This window comes from Streptomyces sp. CB02414 (assembly GCF_001905385.1).
GTDB lineage: Bacteria > Actinomycetota > Actinomycetes > Streptomycetales > Streptomycetaceae > Streptomyces.
This window is the reverse complement of record NZ_LIPF01000005.1, coordinates 375,052-388,442: the sequence shown is the minus strand read 5'-3', so window position 1 is coordinate 388,442 and position 13,391 is coordinate 375,052. Positions and strand designations below refer to the sequence as shown.

The window sequence follows — 13,391 nt, the reverse complement described above, 5'->3', positions numbered from 1 at the left end:
CCATGTACAACACGCTTGCCCGGCACGTGCAACACGCCGCTGCGTCAAGGGAGATTGCGTCATGGCTCGGACGACGGAACGACTGGCACCGGACGGACTTCCGAGGGGATTCCGCAGCGCCGAGCTGGGCTGGCCCGAGCTGCACCGCATCCCGCGCCCGCCCTACCGGCTCCCGTTGCTCGGGGACGTGGTCGGGGCGAGCCGGAGCACCCCGATGCAGGACTCGCTGCGGTACGCCCGGCGGCTGGGGCCGATCTTCCGGCGGCGGGCCTTCGGCAAGGAGTTCGTGTTCGTGTGGGGTGCCGCGCTCGCCGCCGACCTGGCGGACGAGACGCGCTTCGCCAAGCACGTGGGCCTGGGCGTGGCCAACCTGCGGCCCGTCGCCGGGGACGGACTGTTCACGGCGTTCAACCACGAGTCCAACTGGCAGCTCGCGCACGACGTGCTGGCCCCCGGGTTCAGCCGGGAGGCCATGGCGGGCTACCACGTGATGATGCTGGACGTGGCCGCGCGGCTCACCGGGCACTGGGACCGGGCCCTGGCGGAGGGCCGGCCGGTGGACGTGCCGGGGGACATGACCAAACTGACGCTGGAGACGATCGCGCGCACCGGGTTCGGGCACGACTTCGGTTCCTTCGAGCGCTCCCGCCCGCATCCCTTCGTGAGCGCGATGGTCGGCACGCTCAGCTACGCGCAGCGCCTGAACACGGTGCCCGCGCCGCTGGCCCCGTGGCTGCTGCGCGCCGCGAGCCGCCGCAACAGCGCCGACATCGCCTACCTCAACCGCACGGTCGACGACCTGATACGCGCCCGCCGGACCGCCGGCGGGAGCGGCACGGGCGACCTGCTCGACCGGATGCTGGAGACGGCCCACCCTCAGACGGGCGAGCGGCTGTCGGCGCAGAACGTCCGCCGCCAGGTCATCACCTTCCTGGTCGCCGGGCACGAGACGACCTCGGGCGCGCTCTCCTTCGCCCTGCACTACCTCGCCCGGCACCCCGAGGTGGCGGCCCGGGCCCGCGCCGAGGTCGACCGGGTCTGGGGCGACACCGGGGCGCCCGGCTACGAGCAGGTGGCCAAGCTGCGCTACGTGCGCCGGGTGCTGGACGAGTCGCTGCGGCTGTGGCCCACCGCGCCCGCCTTCGCGCGGGAGGCCCGCCGGGACACGGTGCTGGACGGCACCCACCCGATGCGGCGCGGGGCCTGGGCGCTGGTGCTGACCGGCATGCTGCACCGCGACCCCGAGGTGTGGGGGCCGGACGCCGAACGGTTCGATCCCGACCGCTTCGACGCCAAGGCCGTACGGGCGCGTGCCCCCCACACCTACAAGCCGTTCGGCACGGGCGCGCGGGCCTGCATCGGGCGGCAGTTCGCGCTGCACGAGGCGACGCTGGTCCTCGGTCTGCTGCTGCGCCGCTACGAGCTGCGGCCGGAGCCGGGCTACCGGCTGCGGGTGACCGAGCGGCTGACGCTGATGCCGGAGGGACTGCGGCTCCGCCTGGAGCGGCGGTCCGCGCCCGGTGGGCCCGCCGCGGCACCGGAGGGCACGTCCGCTCCCGAGGACGCCGCGTCAGCTTCCCGCTGTCCAGTGCGCGGGGTGGGTGACTGAGTCCGGCAGCCTGGTGCCGGCGCTGCCCCGGGCCGCGGTGAGCTGCGGCTGGGTCAGGAAGAAGGCGCCCGTGAGGTCGGCGTCCGTCAGGTCCGCGTCGCGCAGGTCCGCGCCGATCAGATCGGCGCCCCGCAGGTCCGCGCCGGTGAGGTCGGCGGCGATGAGATAGGCGCCGCGCAGGTCGGCGCCGCTGAGGTCGGCGCCCTTGAGACGGGCGCCCATCAGGTCGGCACCCCGGCGGTTCTTCTTCCGGCCGCGCGTGCCGGCCCGCGCCAGTTCGCTGCTGCGCAGCAGGAGCACGTTGACCCGCTGCCGGTGCGCGGCCACGTCCAGGGCGGCCAGCTCCTCGGGCGTCCCCTCGGCGAGCCGCTCGGTGTCCGCCAGGACCCGGCGCAGGTCGGCGTGGACCGGGCGGACCGCGGGCAGGGCCAGCGCCTCGGTCAGGTACCAGAGCAGCTCGTGCAGCTGGCGGACGACCGGGAACACGTCGAACATACGGCGGCTGTGCTCCGGCGGTCCGCCGCGCCAGTCCCGGCCGCCGAAGGTGACCTGCGAGACGCGCTGCCCGGCGCCGAAGCAGTCATAGACCGTGCAGCCGGAGAAGCCGCTCTGCCGCAGCCGTGCGTGGATGCCGCAGCGGTGGTCGTCCCGGAGGTTGGCGCAGGGCTTGCCGGCCTCCTTGTCGACCGCGAAGTCGGCAGACCGGGAGAAGGGCAGCGCCACGCAGCACAGACCGAAGCACCGCTCGCAGTCGCCGCGCAGTTCCGCCTGGTCAGCCGTGTGTTCTCGCATGACGTCGAGCATACGGGCCGATGGACTTCGACCCCCGCCCCGGTCCAGTCCGGTCAGGTCTGCAGGCCGGACACGTCCAGGCCGGCCAGCCGGTCCGGGTCGGCCAGGATGTACATGCCGGTGATCAGGCCGTCGGCGACGGTGACGTAGGTGACCGACCGTGGGCGTCCCTCGACCACGGCGACGGTGCCGACCGCGCCGTTGACCAGGGCGAGGCGGGCGAACCCGGCGAGGTGCCGGAAGTGGAACGCCCCGGTGGCGACCGTCCGGGCCCCGCGCAGCACCTTCGACGCCGCGACACCCGAGGCCAGTGCTCCGGCGTCGGCCCGCAGCACCACGTCCGGGTGGAGGACGGACAGCAGCGCCTCGAAGTCCCCGGCGCGGCTCGCGGCCAGGAACGCCTCGACCGCCCGGCGCTGCCTGCCGAGGTCGGGGTCGGCCACCGGGGTGGCGTCCCGGACCCGGCGGCGGGCCCGGCTGGCCAGCTGCCGGGTGGCGGCCGGGCTGCGCTCCAGGATCGGCGCGATGTCGTCGAAGGGCACGGCGAACATGTCGTGCAGCACGAACGCCAGCCGCTCGGCGGGTTCCAGGGCCTCCAGCACGACCAGCAGGGCCACCCCGACCGAGTCGGTGTGCAGGGCGGCCTCCTCCGGATCGCCCTGCGGCAGCGCCCGCAGCACGGGATCGGGGACGAAGGTGTCGAAGCCCTCGGTCATCGGCTCCTCGCGCCGCGCGGTGCGTGAGCGCAGCAGGTCCAGGCAGACCCGGCCGGTCACCGTGGTCAGCCAGGCGCCGAGGTTCCCGATGCCGTCGGCGCCGGCGCGGTCGAGCCGCAGCCAGGCCTCCTGGACGGCGTCCTCCGCCTCGCTCAGTGAGCCGAGCATGCGGTAGGCCACCGCCTTCAGCTGCCCGCGGTGCTCCTCGAACCGCTCCGCCAGCCGCCGGTCCCCCTGCTCCCCCGCCACGTACTCCCCCGTCATGCGCTACCGGCCGAAGACTTCGAAGGTCACCGCGGGCTTGCCGCCGAACCGCTCCCCCGCGGACTGGGCGAAACCGACCAGGAAGCCGCGCACGTACGTCTCCGGGTCCTCGTCGGTCAGCGCCTCGATGTAGGTGCGGTGTTCCAGGAGGGAACGGACCGCGCGCTCCAGTCCCGGGGTGGCGTCCACGGCGTGCGTGGGCGAGGAGGAACCGGCGACCGCGACCCAGCGCACGCCGTCCCAGGGTTCGAGCCCCCGCTCGGTCAGCTCCGGGAAGATCCACCGGTTGCCCGCGTCGCCCGCCGCGTCGAGGGTGGCGCGCCCGACGGCCACGTGGTCCGGAGTGTTCCAGGCGACGCCGCCCCAGGTGTCGCGGTGGTTGAGGGTGATGACCAGCTCGGGACGGTGCCGGCGGATGGCCGCGGCGATGTCCCGCCGCAGCGCGGTGCCGTACTCGATCACGCCGTCCCGGTGACCGAGGAACTCCACCTCGCTCACCCCGACGACGGCCGCGCTCGCCCGCTGCTCGCGCTCCCGCAGCGGGCCGCACTCGGCGGGCGCCAGGGTGTCGATGCCCGCCTCGCCCCGGGTCGCGAGGACGTAGGCGACCTCGCGGCCCTCGTCGGTCCAGGCCGCGATCGCCGCCGAGCAGCCGTACTCCAGGTCGTCCGGGTGGGCGACGACGGCCAGGGCGCGCCGCCAGTCGCCGGGCATGGGCTCCAGTCGCGTGCTCGTCGGCTCCGTCATGCCCGCACACTAACCCGTGCCGCCGGCATCCCACCCGGAATTCGAACGCGTCGCCGTTCAGGCCTCGTCGCGGGCGAGGGCGAGCAGCCGGTCCAGGACGCGGGGACCGCCGGCCCGGACCCCGTCGTGCTCGAACTCGTCGGTGACCCAGGTGCGCAGGCCGCGGATCGCGCGGGCGGTGGTCAGCGCGTGGGCGGTGTCGACGTACATGTCGTCGTGGTAGACGGCCGCGGCGGCCGGCACCTCGTTGGCGGCGAGGCGGGCGGGGTCGTAGAGCGGGGTCCAGTCGGTGCGGGCGGCGAGCAGTTCCGCGGTCTCGCGCAGCGGGCGCAGCGCCGGGTCGCAGTCGAACATCCAGGGGTGGACCGACTCGCCGGTGAACAGCAGCGGTTCGTCGCCCGCGAGGGCCTTGGCGGCGTCGAACCGCGGGAACTCGGCGCGGACGCGCTCGGCCGACCAGTTCGTGGGGCGCGCGTCCTGGCCGTAGATGGCCTCGTGGACGAGGGCGTACAGCGGGTGGCCCGCGTACGAGAGCAGGGACTGCGCCTCCTCCTGGAAGGCGTCGGACAGCTCGTGTCCGCGCGGGGTGCGGACGAAGGCGTCCTCCAGGAGGAAGTGCAGGCGGTGGCTGCCCTCGCTGCCGCCGAGGAGGATGCCGAGGGACTGGAAGGCCTCCACGGTGAGCCGGTAGCCGTTCGGCAGCACGACCTCGTGGGTGAGCAGGTGGTCGGCGATGCGGCGGGCCCGCTCGACGTCCTGGGGGTAGCGGGCGTAGTGCGCGGCGACCTTGCGCTCGATGCGGGGGTAGGCGGCCCGGTAGACGTCGTCGGCGTGGGCGTCGAGGGAGGGCAGGCCGCCGGTGATCAGGGCGGTGCTCAGGCCCTCGGGGGCGAGCGACAGGTAGGCGACGGTGCAGAAGCCGCCGAAGCTCTGGCCGAGGACGGTCCAGGGGGCGCCGCCGGTGATCTGCGGGCGGATGGTCTCGCAGTCGCGGACGATGGCGTCGGCGCGGAAGTGGGTGAGGTAGTCGGCCTGCTCGGCGGGGCCGCCGCGCAGCGGGAGCGTCTGGCGGTTGGCCGGGGTGGAGGCGCCGGTGCCGCGCTGGTCGAGGAGGAGGACGCGGTACTCCTTCAGGGCGCGGCCGAGCCAGGCGGGACGGCCGATGAAACGGTTCGCCCCGAAGCCGGGACCGCCCTGGAGGTACACCAGCCACGGCAGGTCGGCCCGGTGCGCCTTGTCGCTCGCCACGGCCTCGCGGGCGTACAGCTCGATCGTCTCCCCGCCGGGGTCGGCGTGGTCGAGGGGCACGGTGAATCGGCGGTCGGTGAGGACGACGCCGGGCTGGCGGTAGCTGACGCTCAACGGGGGCTCCCGGGACGGACGGATCGCACGGTCGGACCGTACGAACGGATCTTTCGGCCGTGTCCCAGTTCAGCACACGTCCTTGCGGGGCCCGACCCCCGGGACCGGCATTCGTGCTGAACGGACGGTCAGTGGCGACGGTCAGCGGGCGGCGAGACTGGAGCGCCGCACGACCAGTTCCGGCTGGAGCACCACACGGCGGTGCGCGTGGGTGCGGTCCGTACCCGCCAGCTCCGTCTCCTCCAGGAGCAGTTCGGCGGCCATGGCGCCCATGGTCACGGCGGGCTGGCGCACGGAGGTGAGCGGGACGGCCGCGGCGGCGGCGAACTCGATGTCGTCGTAGCCGACGATCGCCAGGTCGTCGGGGACGCCGACGCCCGCGGCGTACAGGGCCTGGAGGACGCCGAGGGCGAGCAGGTCGTTGGCGCAGAAGACGGCGGTGGGCCGGTCGGCGAGGCCGAGCAGGCGGGCGCCGGCGTCCCGGCCGGCGGCGACGTCGAGGCGTTCGGTGGGAAGCTCGCGCAGGGCGCCGGGCCCGAGGCCGGCCTCGGCGAGGGCGGCCAGGGCGCCGGTGCGCCGGTCGCGGACCTGGTTGAGGCCGGGCGGTCCGCTGACGTACGCCACGGAGCGGTGGCCGGCGTCCACCAGGTGACGCACCGCGAGCGCGCCGCCCGCGACGTCGTCCACGGAGACCGAGCACTCGGTGGTGCCCTCGGCGACCCGGTCGACCAGCACGAAGGGGATGTTGTGGCGCCGGAAGCCCTCGATGTTGCGGCCGGTGGCGTCGGCCGGGGTGAGCAGGACGCCCCGCACCCGCTGCTCCGCGAAGAGCGAGAGGTACTCGGCCTCCTCCCCCGGGTTCTGGGCGCTGTTGCAGACCATCACGCCGAGCCCGGCGTCGCGGGCGGCCCGCTCGGCGCCGCGCGCTACGTCGACGAAGAACGGGTTGCCCATGTCCAGGACGAGCAGCCCCATGATCCGGCTGCGGCCCGCCCGCAGCTGGCGGGCGGACTCGCTGCGGACGTAGCCGAGCCGGTCGATCGCGGACAGCACGCGCGCGCGGGTCTCGGTCGCGACGGTGTCGGGGCGGTTGATGACGTTGGAGACCGTGCCCACGGATACTCCGGCGGCGCGGGCGACGTCCTTGATACCCACCGAATGGGCCATCGAGCAGGGACCTCCAGGGTCGGGCCGGGGGAAACGCACCCAGGGACGCGGGCGGCCGGATGACCTTCACATTACCCGCGCCGTCCTCGGAAGACCTCCGCCGTCCGGACGGGCGGCTCCTGGCCGAAGCCGGGCGTCAGGCGAGGTGGAACACCTCGGTGAGCGGTTTCATCGCCTCGTCGGGACGGGCCCCGTCGAGGGACTCGAAGAGCGGGCCCATCTCGGCCTGCCAGCGGGCGTTGACCTCGGTGGCCTCCATGCCGGCCCGGGCGGCGGCGAAGTCCTCGGTCTCCAGGTAGCCGACGAGCAGGCCGTCGTCGCGCAGGAAGAGCGAGTAGTTGTGCCAGCCGGTGGCCCTCAGTGCCTCGCACATCTCGGGCCACACCGCGGCGTGGCGTTCGCGGTACTCCGCGACGCGGTCCTGTCGGACCTTGAGCAGGAAACAGACGCGCCGCATGAAGTACCGCCCTCGGGTCGCAACGTGTGGTCGGAAGAAGGTGCGGGTCAGAAGTCGTACTGGTCGATGTTCCCGGCGTTGAACACGGTCGGCTCGCCGAGGTTGATCACGCCGTCCGCACCGATGGTGTACTCGCCCATCGCACCGGCCTGGAAGGTCTCCCCCTCCTTGCCGGTGATCTGCCCGGAGACCAGGGCGACGGCGGTGCGCGCGGCGAGTTCGCCGAGCCTCGCCGGGTCCCAGAGCTCGAACGCCTCGACGGTGCCGTTCTTGACGTACTTGCGCATGTCGTTGGGGGTGCCGAGGCCGGTCAGCTTGACCTTGCCCTTGTACTTGGAGCCGGACAGGTACTGGGCGGCGGCCTTGATGCCGACGGTGGTCGGGGAGATGATCCCCTTCAGGTCGGGGTACTCCTGGAGCAGGCCCTGGGTCTGCTGGAAGGACTTCTGGGCGTCGTCGTCGCCGTAGGCGACCTCGACCAGCTCGACGTCCTTGTACTTCGGGTCCTTCAGCTCGTCCTTCATGATCTCGATCCAGGCGTTCTGGTTCGTCGCGGTCTGCGCGGCGGAGAGGATCGCGATCTCGCCCTTGTTGCCGATCTGCTCGGCGAGCAACCGCACCTGGGTGCGGCCGAGGTCCTCGGCGGACGCCTGGGAGACGAAGGCGTTGCGGCACTCCGGATTGGTGTCGGAGTCGTAGGTGACGACCTTGATGCCGTTCTTCATGGCCTGCTTGAGGGCGGTGCACAGGGCGCCCGGGTCCTGTGCGGAGACGGCCATGGCGTCGACCTGCTGCTGGGTGAGCGTGTTGACGTAGGAGACCTGGCCGGCGGTGTCGGTGCCGCTGGAGGGGCCGACCTCCTTGTAGCCGGAGCCCAGTTCCTTCAGGGCCTTCTCGCCGCCCTTGTCGGCGACGGTGAAGTACGGGTTGTTGACCTGCTTGGGCAGGAAGCCGACGGTCAGGCCCTTCTTCGTGGGGGCGTCCGGGTCGGCCTTGCCGGCGGTGGCGGCGGAGGCGTCTTCGTTCTCGACGTCCTCCTTGGTGGTGCCGCCGCAGGCGGTGGCGGCCAGGGCGAGGGAGGTGACGGCGGCGAGGGCCGCGCAGGTGCGGCTCAGGGACTGCTTGCGCATGGTCGGGTTCCTTACGGGGGTGGGGCTACGGGGTGGGCGCGGGTGTCTTCCGCACGGGCGTCGTCGCCGCTCTGCGTCCGGCCCGCGCGGCGGAGATCTGCCGTGCGACCCGTGGGCCGAGCACGGAGAGCACGAGCAGGACGCCGGTGACGACGATCTGCGACTGTGCGGAGACGTCCTTCAGGCTCATCACGTTCTGCAGGGCCCCGAGCAGGAACACCCCGGCGATGGCGCCGCCGAGCGTCCCCTTGCCGCCGTCGAAGTCGATGCCGCCCAGCAGTACGGCGGCGACGACGGAGAGTTCGAGGCCGGTGGCGTTGTCGTAGCGGGCGCTGGCGTAGTGCAGGGCCCAGAAGACGCCGGTGAGGGCGGACATCAGGCCGGTGAGGGTGAAAAGGATCAGCTTCTGCCGCCTGACCCGGATGCCGGCGAACCGGGCCGCCTCCTCACTGGCGCCGATGGCGAAGAGCGACCGTCCGAACGGCATGGCGTGCAGGGCGACCACTGCGATGACGAGCAGTACGAGGAAGGGGAGGAAGGCGTACGGGACGAAGGTGCCGTCGATGCGTCCGGCCGCGAAGTCCAGGTACTGGGAGGGGAAGTCGGTCACCGCGTCCGAGCCGAGCACGATCTGCGCGATGCCGCGGTAGGCCGCCAGGGTGCCGATGGTGACGGCGAGGGAGGGCAGGCCGAGCCGGGTGACCAGCAGCCCGTTGACCAGGCCGCAGACGACGCCGAGGAGCAGGCAGACCGGGATGATCGCCTCGATGGCCATGCCCTGGTTCCACAGGGCGCCCATCACCGCTCCGGACAGGCCCGCGGTGGAGGCGACCGACAGGTCGATCTCGCCGGAGACGACGAGCAGCGTCATCGGCAGGGCGATGAGCGCGATGGGCAGGGTGTTGCCGATGAGGAAGGACAGGTTGAGGGCGTTGCCGAAGCCGTCGACGAAGCCGAAGGAGAGCAGCAGGACGACGAGGAGGAGGGCGCCCACCACCGTGTCCCAGCGGACGGCGCGCGTCAGGGAGCGGTCAGCCATGGCGGGCGTTCCTCTTCTTCAGGGCGTCGGCCACGCGGAGCGCGACGATCCGGTCGACGGCGATGGCGAGGATGAGCAGGATGCCGTTGATGGCCAGCACCCACACGGAGCTGACGCCGAGGGCGGGCAGCACGCTGTTGACCGAGGTGAGCAGGAGCGCGCCGAGGGCGGCGCCGTAGACGCTGCCGGAGCCGCCGGTGAAGACGACGCCGCCGACCACGACGGCGCTGACGACGGTCAGTTCGTAGCCGTTGCCGGTGCCGGAGTCGACGTTGCCGAACCGGGCCAGGTAGAGGGCGCCGGCGAGTCCGGCGAGAGCGCCGCAGAAGGTGTAGGCGGTGAGGACGCGCTTGCGGACCGGGATGCCGGCCAGCCGGGCGGCCTCCGGGTTGGAGCCGAGCGCGTACAGCTCGCGTCCGCTGCCGAAGTGCTTCAGGTAGTACGCGGTGGCGACGAGCACCGCGAGGGCGATGAGGGCCGGCCACGGCACGGCGGAGATTCCACCGGAGCCGAAGTCGACGAAGCCGGCGGGCAGGTCGGCCGCGGTGATCTGGCGGGAGCCGACCCAGATGGAGTCGATGCCGCGGATGATGTAGAGGGTGCCGAGGGTGACAACCAGGGCGGGGACCTGGCCGAGGCTGACCAGCAGCCCGTTGAGCAGGCCGAAGCCGACGCCCATGAGCACCGCGAGGAGCACGGCCACGGCGGAGCTGCCGCCGCCCTGGAGGTGGGTGCCGGCGGCGAAGGCGCTGATGCCGAGGGTGGAGCCGACGGACAGGTCGACGTTGCGGGTGATGACGACCAGGGACTGGCCGGTGGCGACCAGGACCAGGATGGTCGCGTTCAGCAGCAGGTCCTTGATGCCCTGCTCGGACAGGAACGCGCTGTTGCCGGCCTGGGTGACGGCGATCATCACCAGGAAGACGAGGAGGATGGCGAGTTCGCGCATCCTGAAGACGCGGTCGACGAGCCGGGTGGCGCCGGCCGCGGGCACATCGGTGCGGGGAGCCTGGCCGGGTGCGGTGACCGTCATGCGGCGGTCCTCCCCGTGGCTGCGGCCATCACGGTCTCCTCGGTCGCGTCGGTGCGGGCGATCTCCGCGGTCAGCCGGCCCTCGTGCATCACCAGGACGCGGTCGGCCATGCCGAGGACCTCGGGCAGGTCGGATGAGATCATCAGGACGGCCACGCCGTCGGCGGCGAGTCCGCCCAGCAGCCGGTGCACCTCGGCCTTGGTGCCGACATCGATGCCGCGGGTCGGCTCGTCGACGATCAGCACCTTGGGACCGGTGGCCAGCCACTTGGCGAGGACGACCTTCTGCTGGTTGCCTCCGGAGAGCGTGGCCACGGCGTCGGCGACGCGGGCGTACTTGACCTGGAGCCTGACCGCCCAGTCGAGCGAGCGGCTGCGCTCGGCGCCCCGGTCCATCAGCCCGGCCCGCACGGTCGTGCGCAGCCCGGTGAGGCCGATGTTGCGCTCGATGGACATGTCCATCACCAGCCCCTGGGCGCGCCGGTCCTCCGGGACCAGGGCGAGGCCCGCCGCCATCGCGGTGGACGGGGCGCCGTTGGCCAGGGGCCTGCCGTCGACGGTGACCTCGCCGGCGTCCCAGCGGTCCACGCCGAACACGGCGCGGGCGACCTCGGTGCGCCCGGCGCCGACCAGTCCGGCGAGGCCGACGATCTCGCCGCGCCGCACCTCGAAGGAGACGTCGGTGAAGACACCCTCCCGGGTCAGGCGGCGCACGCTGAGGGCGACCTCGCCGGGGCTGACCTCCTGCTTGGGGTAGAGCTCGTCGAGGTCGCGGCCGACCATGCGGCGGACCAGGTCGTCCTCGGTCATGCCGGCCAGCGGCTCGGTGGCGACCCGGGCGCCGTCCCGCAGGGTGGTGACGCGCACGCAGATCCGGAAGATCTCCTCCAGCCGGTGGGAGATGAAGAGCACGGCGGCGCCCTGCTCGCGCAGGGTGCGCACGACGCCGAAGAGCCGGGCGACCTCGCTGCCGGTGAGCGCGGCGGTCGGCTCGTCCATGATCAGTACGCGGGCGTCGAAGGAGAGCGCCTTGGCGATCTCCACGATCTGCTGGTCCGCGATGGACAGGCCGCGCGCGGGGCGGTCGGGGTCGAGTCCGACGCCGAGGCGTCGCATGAGCCCGGCGGTGGCGTCCCGGGTCGCCCGGTGGTCGATACGGCCGAGGGCGCGCCGGGGCTGCCGGCCCATGAAGATGTTCTCGGCGATCGACAGGTCGGGGAAGAGGGTCGGCTCCTGGTAGATCACGGCGATGCCGACGTCGCGGGCGTCGCCGGGGCCGTGGAAGACGACCGGCTCGCCGTCGAGCAGCACCTGGCCGGCGTCCGGCCGGTGCACTCCGGCGACCGTCTTGATGAGGGTCGACTTGCCGGCGCCGTTCTCACCGGCCAGGGCGTGCACCTCGCCGGGGAACAGTTCCAGGGAGACGTCCCGCAGGGCGCGGACCGCGCCGAAGGACTTGGAGACGTCCCTGAGCGCCAGAACCGGGGCCGTACCCATGTCGGACGGGTGGGTCATGGGGGCTCCTCGACGACGCCGGGCGGGACGGCCCTCACGGCGTCGTGAAAGGTTTCAACTAGGTTGCCGGGACGTTAGGCAGGCAGGGCATGTCGCGTCAATGGGTCCGGATCGAAAATCTTTCGACAGCCGAAGGTCACGCCCTTATCACGGAAAGCGGGTGTGAGCAGAAGGGTTGACACCCCTTCGGGCGACTCATAGCTTCACGTTCTGAATCGTTTCACACATGGTCGTGCGCAGAGTCGGTCACGGGACCGGCCGCGACCCGATGTCACAGGAGCGCCGAAGTGACCGAGCTCGCCGCGGTGAAGGCCGCGCTCAGGACCCAGGCTGTCGAGACGCCGTCGTGGGCGTACGGGAACTCCGGCACCCGGTTCAAGGTGTTCGCCCAGGCGGGCGTGCCGCGCGACCCGTTCGAGAAACTGGACGACGCGGCGAAGGTGCACGAGTTCACGGGCGTGGCCCCGACCGTCGCCCTGCACATCCCGTGGGACAAGGTCGAGGACTACTCGGCGCTGGCCGAGCACGCGAGGGCGCGGGGCCTGCGGATCGGCGCGATCAACTCCAACACCTTCCAGGACGACGACTACCGGCTCGGCAGCGTCTGCCACCCCGACGCGGCGGTGCGCAAGAAGGCCGTCGGCCACCTGCTGGAGTGCGTCGACATCATGGACGCCACCGGGTCCCGGGACCTGAAGCTGTGGTTCGCCGACGGTACGAACTATCCCGGGCAGGACGACGTGCGCTCCCGGCAGGACCGGCTGGCCGAGGGGCTGGCCGAGGTGTACGAGCGGCTGGGCGAGGGGCAGCGGATGCTGCTGGAGTACAAGCTCTTCGAGCCGGCGTTCTACACGACGGACGTGCCGGACTGGGGCACGGCCTATGCGCACTGCCTCCGGCTGGGCGAGAAGGCGCAGGTCGTCGTCGACACCGGGCACCACGCGCCGGGCACGAACATCGAGTTCATCGTGGCGACGCTGCTGCGGGAGGGAAAGCTCGGCGGGTTCGACTTCAACTCGCGCTTCTACGCGGACGACGACCTGATGGTGGGGGCGGCCGATCCGTTCCAGCTGTTCCGGATCATGTACGAGGTGGTGCGCGGGGGCGGGTTCACCTCCGACGTGGCGTTCATGCTGGATCAGTGCCACAACATCGAGGCGAAGGTTCCGGCGATCATCCGGTCGGTGATGAACGTTCAGGAGGCTACGGCCAAGGCGTTGCTGGTCGACGCGGACGCGCTGGCTGCTGCGCAGGCTTCGGGGGATGTGCTGGGCGCCAACGCGGTGGTGATGGACGCGTACGACTCGGACGTGCGTCCGCTTCTTCGTGAGGTGCGGGAGGAGATGGGGCTCGCCCCGGATCCCATGGCCGCGTATCGCGAGTGCGGGTGGGCGGAGACGGTCGTCGCCGAGCGGGTGGGTGGGCGGCAGGCGGGGTGGGGGGCGTAGGCGTCTGCCGGGTTTGTGTTGTTCCGCGGCTGCGGGCCGGTTGTGGCTGGTCGCGCAGTTCCCCGCGCCCCTGATGGGGCGCACTCCCCCGCCCTTCGTTCGAAAGGACTGTC

The 13,391-nt window shown here is 72.5% G+C and carries 12 protein-coding genes; 2 read left to right on the top strand and 10 right to left on the bottom strand.

The annotated features are described in order from the left end of the window. The first annotated feature begins 61 nt into the window (after nt 1–61). On the top strand, nt 62–1,609 hold the full coding sequence (locus AMK11_RS18825; protein ID WP_073728578.1) for a cytochrome P450: 1,548 nt from the start codon (nt 62–64) through the stop codon (nt 1,607–1,609). On the opposite strand, the gene AMK11_RS18820 is transcribed toward AMK11_RS18825, so the two are convergent. From AMK11_RS18820 to AMK11_RS18775, 10 genes are all read right to left on the bottom strand, one after another. Then, nucleotides 1,571–2,401, bottom strand: a complete 831-nt coding sequence (locus AMK11_RS18820; RefSeq protein ID WP_079187559.1) for a pentapeptide repeat-containing protein — start codon at nt 2,399–2,401, stop codon at nt 1,571–1,573. The two genes, AMK11_RS18825 and AMK11_RS18820, sit on opposite strands and share 39 nt — an antisense overlap. A gap of 53 nt (nt 2,402–2,454) precedes the next feature. Further along, nucleotides 2,455–3,381 carry a sigma-70 family RNA polymerase sigma factor gene (locus tag AMK11_RS18815; RefSeq protein WP_073728574.1) on the bottom strand — a complete coding sequence of 309 codons (927 nt, stop codon included), beginning with the start codon at nt 3,379–3,381 and terminating at the stop codon, nt 2,455–2,457. Nucleotides 3,382–3,384: 3 nt separating this feature from the next. Continuing rightward, nucleotides 3,385–4,128 (bottom strand): PIG-L deacetylase family protein, encoded by a 744-nt coding sequence (locus tag AMK11_RS18810; RefSeq protein ID WP_073728572.1) that lies wholly within the window; start codon nt 4,126–4,128, stop codon nt 3,385–3,387. Between the two features lie 57 nt (nt 4,129–4,185). Then, nucleotides 4,186–5,490, bottom strand: a complete 1,305-nt coding sequence (locus AMK11_RS18805; protein ID WP_073728570.1) for an alpha/beta fold hydrolase — start codon at nt 5,488–5,490, stop codon at nt 4,186–4,188. A 141-nt stretch (nt 5,491–5,631) separates the two neighbouring features. Then, on the bottom strand, nt 5,632–6,657 hold the full coding sequence (locus AMK11_RS18800) for a LacI family DNA-binding transcriptional regulator (RefSeq protein ID WP_073728568.1): 1,026 nt from the start codon (nt 6,655–6,657) through the stop codon (nt 5,632–5,634). Nucleotides 6,658–6,793: 136 nt separating this feature from the next. Further along, nucleotides 6,794–7,114, bottom strand: coding sequence for an L-rhamnose mutarotase (locus AMK11_RS18795; RefSeq protein WP_073728566.1), 321 nt, complete (start codon nt 7,112–7,114; stop codon nt 6,794–6,796). Nucleotides 7,115–7,161: 47 nt separating this feature from the next. After that, complete coding sequence (gene rhaS / locus AMK11_RS18790; protein ID WP_073728564.1) at nt 7,162–8,244, bottom strand: rhamnose ABC transporter substrate-binding protein; 1,083 nt, start codon at nt 8,242–8,244, stop codon at nt 7,162–7,164. 25 nt (nt 8,245–8,269) lie between these two features. Continuing rightward, nucleotides 8,270–9,283, bottom strand: coding sequence for an ABC transporter permease (locus AMK11_RS18785; RefSeq protein ID WP_073728562.1), 1,014 nt, complete (start codon nt 9,281–9,283; stop codon nt 8,270–8,272). Continuing rightward, on the bottom strand, nt 9,276–10,316 hold the full coding sequence (locus tag AMK11_RS18780) for an ABC transporter permease (RefSeq protein WP_073728560.1): 1,041 nt from the start codon (nt 10,314–10,316) through the stop codon (nt 9,276–9,278). The genes AMK11_RS18785 and AMK11_RS18780 overlap by 8 nt, the downstream gene beginning before the upstream one ends. Then, nucleotides 10,313–11,830: a sugar ABC transporter ATP-binding protein gene (locus tag AMK11_RS18775; protein WP_073728558.1), complete on the bottom strand. Its 1,518-nt coding sequence runs from the start codon at nt 11,828–11,830 to the stop codon at nt 10,313–10,315. The genes AMK11_RS18780 and AMK11_RS18775 overlap by 4 nt, the downstream gene beginning before the upstream one ends. A 287-nt stretch (nt 11,831–12,117) precedes the next feature. Between AMK11_RS18775 and rhaI the strand changes: the two genes are divergently transcribed. After that, nucleotides 12,118–13,278 (top strand): L-rhamnose isomerase, encoded by a 1,161-nt coding sequence (rhaI, locus tag AMK11_RS18770; RefSeq protein WP_073728556.1) that lies wholly within the window; start codon nt 12,118–12,120, stop codon nt 13,276–13,278. The last annotated feature ends 113 nt before the right edge of the window (nt 13,279–13,391 follow it).

Excerpts from the sequence above, each read along its gene's own strand:
- AMK11_RS18810 (WP_073728572.1), bottom strand. The coding sequence starts at position 4,128 with ATGACGGAGCCGACGAGCACGCGACTGGAGCCCATGCCCGGCGACTGG.
- AMK11_RS18775 (WP_073728558.1), bottom strand. The coding sequence starts at position 11,830 with ATGACCCACCCGTCCGACATGGGTACGGCCCCGGTTCTGGCGCTCAGG.
- AMK11_RS18795 (WP_073728566.1), bottom strand. The coding sequence starts at position 7,114 with ATGCGGCGCGTCTGTTTCCTGCTCAAGGTCCGACAGGACCGCGTCGCG.
- AMK11_RS18800 (WP_073728568.1), bottom strand. The coding sequence starts at position 6,657 with ATGGCCCATTCGGTGGGTATCAAGGACGTCGCCCGCGCCGCCGGAGTA.
- AMK11_RS18820 (WP_079187559.1), bottom strand. The coding sequence starts at position 2,401 with ATGCGAGAACACACGGCTGACCAGGCGGAACTGCGCGGCGACTGCGAG.
- AMK11_RS18825 (WP_073728578.1), top strand. The coding sequence starts at position 62 with ATGGCTCGGACGACGGAACGACTGGCACCGGACGGACTTCCGAGGGGA.
- AMK11_RS18815 (WP_073728574.1), bottom strand. The coding sequence starts at position 3,381 with ATGACGGGGGAGTACGTGGCGGGGGAGCAGGGGGACCGGCGGCTGGCG.
- rhaS (WP_073728564.1), bottom strand. The coding sequence starts at position 8,244 with ATGCGCAAGCAGTCCCTGAGCCGCACCTGCGCGGCCCTCGCCGCCGTC.
- AMK11_RS18780 (WP_073728560.1), bottom strand. The coding sequence starts at position 10,316 with ATGACGGTCACCGCACCCGGCCAGGCTCCCCGCACCGATGTGCCCGCG.
- AMK11_RS18785 (WP_073728562.1), bottom strand. The coding sequence starts at position 9,283 with ATGGCTGACCGCTCCCTGACGCGCGCCGTCCGCTGGGACACGGTGGTG.